This window comes from Ancrocorticia sp. (assembly GCF_052089425.1).
Taxonomy (GTDB): Bacteria; Actinomycetota; Actinomycetes; order Actinomycetales; family Actinomycetaceae; genus Ancrocorticia.
The window spans coordinates 1-10,259 of the sequence record NZ_JBQCZW010000026.1; the positions used below are offsets into that span (position 1 = coordinate 1).

At 58.9% G+C, this 10,259-nt stretch carries 10 protein-coding genes; 7 read left to right on the forward strand and 3 right to left on the reverse strand.

What is annotated here, in order from left to right:
- The first annotated feature begins 439 nt into the window (after nucleotides 1-439).
- The 5 genes from ACTHV6_RS08800 (at nucleotide 440) to ACTHV6_RS08820 (ending at nucleotide 5,321) form a co-directional block, all read left to right on the forward strand.
- Nucleotides 440-1,045 (forward strand): TetR/AcrR family transcriptional regulator, encoded by a 606-nt coding sequence (locus tag ACTHV6_RS08800; RefSeq protein WP_441386986.1) that lies wholly within the window; start codon nucleotides 440-442, stop codon nucleotides 1,043-1,045.
- Entirely contained in the window at nucleotides 1,038-1,724 is a 687-nt protein-coding gene (locus tag ACTHV6_RS08805) for a YqeB family protein (RefSeq protein WP_441386987.1), read from the forward strand. The genes ACTHV6_RS08800 and ACTHV6_RS08805 overlap by 8 nt, the downstream gene beginning before the upstream one ends.
- Before the next feature lie 92 nt (nucleotides 1,725-1,816).
- Nucleotides 1,817-2,839, forward strand: coding sequence for an NADP-dependent oxidoreductase (locus ACTHV6_RS08810; protein ID WP_441386988.1), 1,023 nt, complete (start codon nucleotides 1,817-1,819; stop codon nucleotides 2,837-2,839).
- Between the two features lie 312 nt (nucleotides 2,840-3,151).
- A complete protein-coding gene (locus tag ACTHV6_RS08815) occupies nucleotides 3,152-3,715 on the forward strand; it encodes a type 1 glutamine amidotransferase domain-containing protein (RefSeq protein ID WP_441386989.1) in 564 nt (187 codons plus the stop codon).
- A gap of 646 nt (nucleotides 3,716-4,361) precedes the next feature.
- On the forward strand, nucleotides 4,362-5,321 hold the full coding sequence (locus tag ACTHV6_RS08820) for a hypothetical protein (RefSeq protein ID WP_441386990.1): 960 nt from the start codon (nucleotides 4,362-4,364) through the stop codon (nucleotides 5,319-5,321).
- A gap of 358 nt (nucleotides 5,322-5,679) precedes the next feature.
- On the opposite strand, the gene ACTHV6_RS08825 is transcribed toward ACTHV6_RS08820, so the two are convergent.
- Nucleotides 5,680-6,915: a VanZ family protein gene (locus ACTHV6_RS08825; RefSeq protein ID WP_441386992.1), complete on the reverse strand. Its 1,236-nt coding sequence runs from the start codon at nucleotides 6,913-6,915 to the stop codon at nucleotides 5,680-5,682.
- Between the two features lie 156 nt (nucleotides 6,916-7,071).
- Nucleotides 7,072-7,839, reverse strand: coding sequence for a glycerophosphodiester phosphodiesterase family protein (locus tag ACTHV6_RS08830; protein WP_441386993.1), 768 nt, complete (start codon nucleotides 7,837-7,839; stop codon nucleotides 7,072-7,074).
- A 382-nt stretch (nucleotides 7,840-8,221) separates the two neighbouring features.
- Between ACTHV6_RS08830 and moaA the strand changes: the two genes are divergently transcribed.
- Nucleotides 8,222-9,349, forward strand: coding sequence for a GTP 3',8-cyclase MoaA (gene moaA, locus ACTHV6_RS08835; RefSeq protein WP_441386994.1), 1,128 nt, complete (start codon nucleotides 8,222-8,224; stop codon nucleotides 9,347-9,349).
- 49 nt (nucleotides 9,350-9,398) lie between these two features.
- The gene (locus ACTHV6_RS08840) at nucleotides 9,399-9,656 is read left to right on the forward strand and encodes a MoaD/ThiS family protein (protein WP_441386996.1); all 258 of its coding nucleotides are present in this window, start codon (nucleotides 9,399-9,401) and stop codon (nucleotides 9,654-9,656) included.
- Between the two features lie 6 nt (nucleotides 9,657-9,662).
- On the opposite strand, the gene ACTHV6_RS08845 is transcribed toward ACTHV6_RS08840, so the two are convergent.
- Nucleotides 9,663-10,151 carry a molybdenum cofactor biosynthesis protein MoaE gene (locus ACTHV6_RS08845; protein WP_441386997.1) on the reverse strand — a complete coding sequence of 163 codons (489 nt, stop codon included), beginning with the start codon at nucleotides 10,149-10,151 and terminating at the stop codon, nucleotides 9,663-9,665.
- Nucleotides 10,152-10,259 lie beyond the last annotated feature (108 nt).

A 10,259-nucleotide genomic window follows, 5' to 3' on the forward strand; every position in this document is an offset into this window, starting at 1 on the left:
GACAGGCCATTCCAATGCCCCGCGACACCCTATTCCAATCTCCTGCACCACAACACCACCGCTACCGCCACCGGGACCCCCGGCATTGCAACGAAAAGCAGTGCCGGGGGTTCTTCGTTTTTCACTCCTCACCTTCATCTCTCTTTAGCATTGCTCTGCCCTTCACCTCCGCATGTTGTAGCAGCCGTGCGTATAGGGGTGGCTTACACCAAATACGGAGTTGTAGCGGGGCTGAGGTTTCGGCGTGCGTGCGAATCCGCGGATTCACTTCCGCATGTTGTAGTAGCCGTGCGTATGGGGGTGGCTTGCACCAAATGCGGAGCTGTGGCGGGGCTGAGGTTTCGGCGTGGGGTAGGAGGCTGGGCTTGGCCGGCCAGTGAGCGTGTATTGGTCTGCTATTCGTTGAGTGAGCACTCAGATAAAGAATGGGAGGCAATACGTGGCTAGACGAGTTGACCCCGAAAGAGTAGCGCGCAAACGCGAACAGATCATCGTTGAGGCTGCGCGGTTATTTGCAGCACAGAGTTATGAGCGCACGAGCGTATCCGACATTGCACGTGGCTTGGGTATCAGCCAAGCTACGATCTTCTATTACTTTGGGACCAAAGATGAACTATTTCGCGCCATCTTCGAGCGGGACTTGCCCGTCGCTCAGGAGCTGATTGCCCGGCACATTCACGCGGAGAAGCCCGTACCTGCAATCCTCGACATTCTCGGCGAGCTGGCCAAAGATGCTAGTGATCCTAGCGCCACTGGGATGGTGGTTGAACTTTTCCGCCGTGTTCATCATGATCCGGAACTCATCACCATCGTTGAACAGACTGCTGACGTCATCACCCAAGGTTTGGCCACGCTTATCAATGGTGGTATTGCTCGAGGGGAGATCGATTCGGGGCTCGACCCAATCGAGACGGCGAGATGGTTGCAAGCCATCGTTGATGGCGCCTACCTGAATGCCCGGTCTGGATACTCACCAGTGCAGGACATACGGCGCACTGCCCGTGGGTATCTGGCACCAGTTGTTGGAGGACGAACAGATGACTGAGGGTGAGACGACGATATCGATCCCGAGGCGCTGGATTGTTGGCTTCTATGTGGCTGGAGGGACAATCGGGTTTCTTTCCGCATTCGTAGTTGGCCCGATCGTCAGTTGGTTGCTATCCCATATCGGCGATGCTCCGAATATGCTGCGAATCGCGGACCTGCTGCCAACCGCATGGGCGATCCCTGTTCTCACGATAGTTGGCGTAGCTGCCGGATTTTGGATCACTCAGGAATGGCGCAATGAGGTTAGCGTTGTCACGGTGTCGCAAGAAGGAATCACCATCGCGGACACGGGGGCGTCACAGTACATCGCGAAGGCTCGGATCGGTGGGATATACACCGATAAGAAGGATCTCGTGATCACTGACCCACGAACTCTCGAGATCTCCCGCAGCACAACAGATTCTCTGCTCCTCGAACAGTTGCAACATGCCTTTGAACACTACGGCTATCCGTGGCAAGGCAGTTCGGATCCTTACGAGTCTAGTTATGTCACCTGGGTTGATGGGGATGGCCGCTTGGCCAGTACAGTGGATGACCTTCTCCGCGCTAGGCAAAGGGCGTTGGCAGACAAACGTTCAGGCGCGGCGGAAGGCGTTCGTGACGAGTTGAGATCCATTGGAATCGTCGTGCGAGACCGCGAGAGCACCCAACAGTATCGGAAGATCCCCCGGGAGTGACGGCAATTCAGAACTCTCGGCTTCCCTTGCACCCATGTCCTCGCGCTAGGGTGGAAGTGGCGTGATTGCCACGCTTTACGGAAGGAGAGCACATGCCATACGTCAGTCACCAGATCCGGTTGGCTTGCAGGCCTACAGGGGCGCCGAAGCCAGAGAACTTTCGGAGCGAAGAACACACTGTGCGCGAACCGGGAGACGGGGAGGTGTTGTTGCGGACAATGTACCTCTCGCTGGACCCTTATATGCGTGGACGAATGTCCGCAGCCAAGTCCTATGCGAAATCTCTGGAAATCGGCGACGTCATCATGGGCGGCACCGTTTCCGAAGTGATCGAATCGCGTTCTGTGGGGTTGGAGCCAGGACAGATCGTACTGGGACAGGGCGGATGGCAGAGCTACAGCACCGAGCGAGCCTCTGAGCTGCGAGTGCTAGATCCCGATCAGGCGCCAGTTACCACGGCGCTCGGAGTTCTCGGGATGCCCGGATTCACCGCCTATTCCGGCTTGCTTGCCATCGGTGATCCACAGCCGGGAGAGACCGTTGCAGTTGCTGCCGCCACGGGGCCCGTTGGGAGTGCCGTTGGGCAGATCGCTAAAATCAAAGGCTGCCGAGCGATTGGAATCGCGGGTGGTCCCAAGAAGGTTGCCTACCTCGATGAACTCGGATTCGATGCGGCGCTCGATCACCGGGACGATGACCTTGCAGGGCGGTTGGCAGAGGCGGCCCCAGACGGTATCGATGTGTACTTCGAAAACGTGGGTGGAGCTGTGTTCGACGCCGTGGTGCCCCGACTCAACCTGTACGCGCGTGTGCCCGTTTGTGGACTCGCCGCAACCTACAATTCCACCGAGGCGGAGTCTGGGCCAGACCGCTTGCCGGAATTGATGGGCTTGGTCCTACGGAAGTCGCTGACGCTGCGCGGCTTCATCCAGAACGAATTTCGCCCCTCCATGTTTGATGACTTCCTGACAGACATGAGCGGATGGGTGCGCTCCGGACAGCTGAAGTATCGCGAGGACATCACCGATGGTCTCGAAAATGCGCCGGAAGTTTTCGCTGGCATGCTCGCGGGCGCGAACTTCGGCAAGACGATCATCAAGGTTGGCGAGAGTTAGTTCCAGCAGCGACGGTTAGTTCCTCCAGCGAGAGATAGCGGGGTACTCGAACTCTCGCTAGGGGATGGCCTCAGTGTCGAACGGTTGAGCGGGCTCGCGGGTGAGGAAGATCCGCACCAACGTTCGCTTCTCCACTCGTAGGAGGGTTCCAATCTTCGTGGCAGACGGCGTGCTACCTGCGGCGGGTCTCCTCACAGCCCGTGGTGGCATATTCCGAAATGGGCAGCACTGCGCTTAGAGCTAATGGCATTGATGCCTCGGGCCACGGGGCGCACGATGGTTAGTGGAAGACGACGTAGGAGGAAGAGAGCCATGGCAAATACATTGAATGGCAAGAATGTTCTTATTCTGTCAACGAATTACGGCACCGAGACATCTGAGCTGATCGAACCCTTGAATTACCTCAAGGATCACGGCGCTCAGGTGACTGTGGCTGCGCAGACGTCTGAGCCGATCGCAACGCTCGCCGGTGACAAGAAGCTGAGCACCGAGGTTGATCCGGATACGACCATCTCCGCGGTTGATGCTTCTGGGTATGACGCCGTTGTGGTTCCGGGAGGGACGCTCAACGCTGATTCGTTGAGGATTGACTCGGATGCTCAAGGCATCGTCCAGTCCTTTGCAGAAGACGGCAAGATTGTTGCGATGATCTGCCACGCTCCGTGGTTGCTGGTGAACTCGGGTTTGGCGAAGGGTAAGACCCTCACGTCGTACCACACGCTTAGCCAAGACATCACCAATGCTGGAGGAAACTGGGTGGATCAGGAAGTGAAGGTGTGCCCAGCAAACGGTTACCGCCTCATCACTTCGCGGAGCCCAGCCGACTTGGATGCATTTAACAGCGCCATTGAGGAGACACTGACTTCGAAGGCCTGAAACTGACCTCGAACGCCTGACCGGTTCGCCGGGCTGGCGATCAGGTAGCGGGGACTCGTTCCATTGCGGAACGGGTCCCTGCATTTCATGATGGGGATGTTCCTACGACGAAATCGGCGAGAGATGTCTGGGCAGGCACTGAAGGAGCTGTCAGACCTTAAGGCTGACGAGAGTTGGCTCTTGCAGCGAGAGTGATTGGGTGCAGCGAGAGTTGGGTTTATTCGGCATCTCTCGCAGTCTTGGCCATCTTGGAAAGTATTGACTCACTCTCAAGGAAGATGAACGCTAAGCCGGTCCCTCACGTGCAGACGGCGTCAATAGCAATCACGACTGTGGCGGCGCGTGTAGCCAAAGATGTGCGTGCCGGCTCCGTAAGAACGACGGGGTATGTGGAGGCAGCTTGTGGAGACCGTGACCTGAGCTTGGCTCGGATCACCGGGCTCATGGTTTCCACAGCCGGTGTTTGTGCGCGATTTATCCACAGGTGGACGAGTTTCGACGGCGGATCGTGTCCTAGCTGTGCGTGAATTTGGCTATGAAGCTCTCTATTCACGATCTAATCAAAACGTCTGAAGTAGGCAGAATATCGCCTGCTGTCATTGAACAGCAGGAATTGATTCGGATTTGCCGTAGCGTCTATGCCCCAATGCGTATGTTCGATCTCCATAGGAAAGAATGGACGATTCGGAGTCAAGCGACACTGGTCAGAGCGGCAGCAGTCGCGGCGGCGCGTGCAGTCGATGCGCAAATCGTCTTTACATCGGAGATTGCGCTCAAGCTGTACGGAATCGATACATGGACGAACACGGCGGATATCGTGTACCGACGCATTGATGGTTCGTCGTACACGTCAACTTACGATCTGCCACCATTACGCATCGGAACTGCGGATGTTCCATCTGTCAAAGTGTTCCAACTGAGAAGTAGGTCGCTCACGGACGAGGTAATGGAAGCGGCAACTCTCAACGTTGTCCCCGCTTGGGTTGCTGCGGTTGACTGTAGCCGTCATTCACATCCTCTCATTGGGATAGCTGCGGTGAGCTCATACCTTAACGCGGCAACTGGGTTCATTCGGGGCAATCCTGATCCGGCACGAACCAAGGCAGATGACCTGAAGAACAGAATGCTGAAACGTCTTGAATCACTTGCAGGCTGCCCGGGAACGAGGCGTGCTCATGCTGTTATTACTGCAAGTGACCCTGGAATCGAGACACCCGGTGAAGCCTGTCTCTTGTGGCTTATCCATTGCCTCTTAACGCATAGTCCTCGTGATCGGGACGATCTTGTCACCCAGTATGCAGTTGAAATCGAAGGGAGGCACTACTATGCCGATTCGGCACTTCCGGGCCGGAGGATCCTGTTCGAGTTTGATGGGACTGGCAAGATCTCGGGAAATGAGAATGCATTTCTGGATCGACAAACCGATTTGCTGACTGATGGCTGGAACGTTGTTCGCGTCAGCATCAAAGAGCTAATGAACCCGCAGGCGCTGATTGAGAGGCTCACGCGACTGCTCCGCCAATTGGGAGTCCCAGCTTCCGTTCCATCAGGGGTGTTGTGGTCCCCATTGACGCCGGAGGTATTGGACGTCAAGCGCCGCCACTGACAGGAAGGTTGAACATGCGATTCTCTTGCCTAGTCATGCTCTCGCGGGGTGCCAGTTGTCGGGTTTTGAGCGGGGAGTCGAATGCTGGGTACTGCGAGAGTGGGTCAGTGCCACGAGAGTGAGTGACTGCAGCGAGAGTTGGGTTTATTCGGCATCTCTCGCAGTCTTGGCCATCTTGGAAAGTATTGACTCACTCTCGCGGGAAATGGGAGCAGGCTGATGACCGAACGGCGACGACAGCTAGGGAGCGAGGGCGTCAGGGAGCGAAGGTGATCAGGAGGACAGGGGACTCAGGAGGACTGGGCGATCAGGCAGACAGGGCGGTCAGGAGCACAGGGCAGTCAGGCATCGAGGAGCGTCACGCAAGCCTGAGCTCCCGCTTCTTGGCACCGGTGAGCGGCTCCGGCGCGCCGTTCTCGGGGCCGCCCGCCACCGGCTCGCGCGAATCAACGAAGGTGGCGCGTGTGATCCAGCCAGAGAACGATCGGTGGTTGGCGCTGAAGGGAACCATGACAACGGCGAGGAACAGCACGATCGTGGAGATCAGCCCAACGATGCCTTTGGCAGTGCTGGAATCGGCCAGGAAATCGGTCAAGACCCACGGCCCCACCACAACAAGAGCCCGAAGAATCCGCATAACAGGATTGGAATCGGTGAGGGTGCGGCCATCCTCGGAGAGCCACTTGGGGGTCAGCCACACAATCTTCTGACCGGCGGAGGCCCCGCGCCCACCCGCGGCGGGCAGCACAAAAACCACGAGTAACGGTATGAGCACCGAAACAGTCGCATGCCAAGAAGGTGGTTGAGCGGAAGCCTCCCCGTCCACCACAAACTGGATGAAACCAAGCGTGACGGTCACTCCGGCGCTCAGCACGAGGAATAGCGCTGCATCGATCATCATGCCGGTCCAGCGCCGCCACACGGTGACTTTGCGCGGCTGCAACCGCTTTTCGGCTGCACGCGCCGCGCTAGGCATCCACCACAGGAAAGCGGGAGCGAGCAGTGCGCCCACGAGTGCCCCGAAGGTGTTGGTCATGACATCGTCTACGTCGGCCACGCGGATCGCGCACGGATACAGGCCCAATAGCCCGGTATATTGCAAGGATTCGATGGCGAGCGAGGTGAGGAAACCCGCCGTCGTCGTCAAAACAACACCCCGCCCAAAATACCTGCGGAGGATCGCGCCGAACGGGACAAAAAGGATGATGTTGAAAACAACTTGAAGAACCACGGTGCTGCGGGCGGCCTGCGTGAGGGTCAACCCGGCAGTCTGGCGGCGGATATCGGACACGAAAGCGAAGGGCGTGGTGTTGGCGGACGCGGCATGTTCGGCGCAGAATGCGGCCGGATTCGTGGGCAGCGGCATGAACGTGTACACCACGAGCGCCGTCCCGTACACGCACACGGCCAGCCAGCCGAGCATGCGCCGCGCGGTGAACTGCCCGTACTTGACGTATTGCAAGATCAGCCCGGGGATCATGAGCACCACAAACGCGGCAATGCCAAGGTACATGGAGATTTCGGCGTTATCGAGCCATACCGCCATTGAGCTGCCTCCCATTTTTCCGACGACGACGATCGCTCCCGTCCGCACCACCTCCACCTTCGTGGGTGGGCGCGTATTGCCATCGTATCGAGGATGAGGAGTTATCCGTAGAGGTTCGGCTATCGGGATGGGGTAGAGCTGGATCTACCGGTGGCGGCTAGGGGCTACCGCGACGGCTAGCGGATACCGCGGCTACGGGTGGTGTCAGTGGGCCTGCTCGGTCAGGAGCGGCAGGAACTTCCCGGCCTTGTTCGTGATGATTCCGTCAACGCCAAGGGTGAGCAGGTCACGGGCTCGCGATTTCTTATTCACCGTCCACACCTGAACGCGGAAACCCTCGCGGTGGGCGACGGGTAGGAGGGAGGCGATGCGGCGGTGATCCTTCGGATGGACGTAGGTGGCACTGCAGGCATGGGCCTTTTCCACCCAACCCTTTGTCAGGGCGCGCGGTTTGAACAGGGCGGCGATCGTGTAGTGCGGGGCAGCCTCGTGGAACTGGGCCAGCAGTTGTGTATCGAAGGAGGAGATGATGATCTGGACGTTCGCAGATAGCCGGGACAGTTCAGCCAGCGTGACCTTGATGAGGGTATCCGGGTTGGCCTCGGACTTCTTGCGGGACTTGAGCTCCACGTTGCAGTTCATACCCGTCCGGTTGAGGAAATCCACGAGGGTGTGCAGGGTGGGGATGGGTTCTCCGGCAAAGTCCTTGCTGAACCAGCTGCCGGCGTCCGTGTTGGCCAGATCCTGTGCGGTCAGCGCGGCCACCGGGCCCTTTCTATTAGTGGTGCGGTCCAGCGTGTCATCGTGGATGAGGACCGGAGTACCGTCTGCGATGAGATCAACGTCCGTTTCCAGCCACGTGACGCCCGCATCGTGGGCCATCTGAAAAGCGGCCAGAGTGTTCTCTGGGGCCTCGCGGCACAGGCCGCGGTGGGCAATGATCTTGAGTTCGTCTGTTGGCAGATGAGCCATGTGGCCATCGTAGCGCCGGTTCTTAACCGGCGGGACAACTGCTGATGAACAGGCGGGATCGAGCAGGCGGCGAGGGCGGCCTCTGGTGGCTGGAGTGTGGTGGTGGATGAGATGGATGGTTCGGGCCGGTGCGTGGGCGGGTGCGCACTGGGGCAGTGTGACGAATACTTCTTTTGAGTGGACGTGACGGCTGGTGCGGAACTTTCCGTGAAAATTCGGGCGGGATGCGGGGGAGTGGGGGTGCATACGGGACGCCTAAGACTTTGGTATTACCAACGTTCGTGGGGTATAGGTAGAATTACCGAGAACTTAGTACACGAACTCGTGTAAATCACGCAAACACGGGCGCGAATCCGAATAAAGCGCCCCTTGTGAAGGAGCTATGAGTATCACGTCAGCTTCGGTTCATCCGGCGGATTCGCAGGTTGTTCCTCTGACCCTCACTCGGCGAGCGGGGGTGAAGAGGGATGCCCCGCGCGATCCCCGGCTCATCGATAGCTTTGGACGTGTGGCCACGGATTTGCGTGTGTCGCTCACCGATAAGTGCAACCTTCGCTGCCAGTACTGCATGCCGGCCGAAGGGATCGATCCCCTGCCGCGGCAAGTGCTTCTGACTGATGAGGAAATCAACCGTCTCATCCGCATCGGCGTTGAGGATCTGGGTATTGAAGAGGTCCGATTCACCGGTGGCGAGCCACTGCTGCGCAAGGGACTCGAAGGCATCGTGGAACGCACGGCAGCGCTGCGTACATGGGCGGGCAATAAGCCGGATATTTCTTTGACCACCAACGGGCTTGGGCTCAAGCACCGGGCTGGCAAGCTCAAGGCTGCCGGGCTGGATCGGGTGAACCTTTCCATGGATACGGCCAGCCGCGAGACATACGCAAAGATGACCCGGCGTGATCGTTTTGACGATGCGCGGGCAGGGGCGCGGGTGGCCGCCGAATCTGGGCTTACCCCCGTCAAGGTGAACGCCGTTCTCATGCCCGGGGTTAACGATCAGGACGCTCCGAGCCTGCTGCTCGAATCCCTCATGTCCGGGTATTCGCTCCGCTTCATCGAATACATGCCTCTTGGCCCGCGTGGCCAGTGGAAGCGCGAAGAGATCATTACGGCTGATGACATTCTGGAGATGCTCAGCGAGCATTTCACCCTCACGCACAGGCCCGCTGCTGAACGTGGGGCGGCGCCCGCGGAACTGTGGGATGTAGCGGGTGGAACCGTTGACGGGACGGCGCACCCTGCCGGAACCGTGGGGATCATCGGTTCCGTTACGCGCCCCTTCTGCGGCAATTGTGATCGCACGCGGCTTACTGCGGACGGTCAGATCCGCGACTGCTTGTTCGCGAACACGGAGACCGATTTGCGGGCGGCATTGCGCGATGGGTCCAGCGACGATGAGATTGCGGAACTATGGCGCGATGCCATGTGGGGCAAGCAGGCGGGCCACGGCACCGACAATCCCGCATTCCTGAATCCCACCCGGCCCATGAGCGCCATTGGTGGATAGTCACGAAGAACCCATTGGCGCATCGCCAAGAAGAACCAGAGAGGAACCCATGAGTTCAGTATCTTTACGCTACTTCGCTGCCGTTGCCGAGGCGGCCGGAACTGCCGAGGAATCGGTGGAGGTTGCCGAGGGCACCACGGCTGCGGGCCTGCGCGAGCAACTCGGCGATCTGCACGGCGAAGAATTCGCCCGCATGCTTGGCGTGAGCGCGCTGCTCATCGATGGCGCCCGCGCCGATGAAGATGCCGCTCTTCCCGTGCGAGATGGCCTGCGCGTAGAGGTTCTTCCGCCATTCGCCGGGGGATAGGAGCGGCTAGGCGCTGCCCGTCCACTCGTGGGAGCCGTCGCTGAATTCTTGGCGCTTCCACACGGGTAACTGTAGTTTCACCTGTTCAACGGCCTTCTCGAGGAGATTGAAGGCCTCGGCGCGATGGGACGCCGAGACGGCGGCGCCCAGCGCGATGTCTCCGATTTCTAGATGGCCGGAGCGGTGCTGGATGGCGATCTTGCATGCTCCACTCGCGTGGGCAACTTCTTCGGCGATGCGTTGCACAACGGAATCGGCATCTGGATGAGCCTCGTAATCGATGGCAGTGACACCGTTGCCGTCGTCGTGGTTTCGCACCCTGCCATTGAAGGTGACGATGGCGCCAGCGGAATCATCCGCCACAAGATCTTCTAGGTGTTCGATGGAAATCGGTTCCGTGGATACACCGGCAAGCACTACCTGCGCGTCCGTTCCATCGTTGAAGCCGCGGTGTTGAATCCTCCACGTCGCTTCATCATGGCCTTCAGTGTTCATGGTTCTCCGATTCTTCGTGGGCGTTGATTGGTCGTTCTGGACGGCTGCTTAGCTGCGGGCGTCCGTCGGGTTGCGGGCGTCCGTCGGGTTGTGTGAGTCCCTCCGAAT

Excerpts from the sequence above, each read along its gene's own strand:
- ACTHV6_RS08805 (WP_441386987.1), top strand. The coding sequence starts at position 1,038 with ATGACTGAGGGTGAGACGACGATATCGATCCCGAGGCGCTGGATTGTT.
- moaA (WP_441386994.1), top strand. The coding sequence starts at position 8,222 with ATGAGTATCACGTCAGCTTCGGTTCATCCGGCGGATTCGCAGGTTGTT.
- ACTHV6_RS08840 (WP_441386996.1), top strand. The coding sequence starts at position 9,399 with ATGAGTTCAGTATCTTTACGCTACTTCGCTGCCGTTGCCGAGGCGGCC.
- ACTHV6_RS08820 (WP_441386990.1), top strand. The coding sequence starts at position 4,362 with ATGCGTATGTTCGATCTCCATAGGAAAGAATGGACGATTCGGAGTCAA.
- ACTHV6_RS08810 (WP_441386988.1), top strand. The coding sequence starts at position 1,817 with ATGCCATACGTCAGTCACCAGATCCGGTTGGCTTGCAGGCCTACAGGG.
- ACTHV6_RS08830 (WP_441386993.1), bottom strand. The coding sequence starts at position 7,839 with ATGGCTCATCTGCCAACAGACGAACTCAAGATCATTGCCCACCGCGGC.
- ACTHV6_RS08845 (WP_441386997.1), bottom strand. The coding sequence starts at position 10,151 with ATGAACACTGAAGGCCATGATGAAGCGACGTGGAGGATTCAACACCGC.
- ACTHV6_RS08815 (WP_441386989.1), top strand. The coding sequence starts at position 3,152 with ATGGCAAATACATTGAATGGCAAGAATGTTCTTATTCTGTCAACGAAT.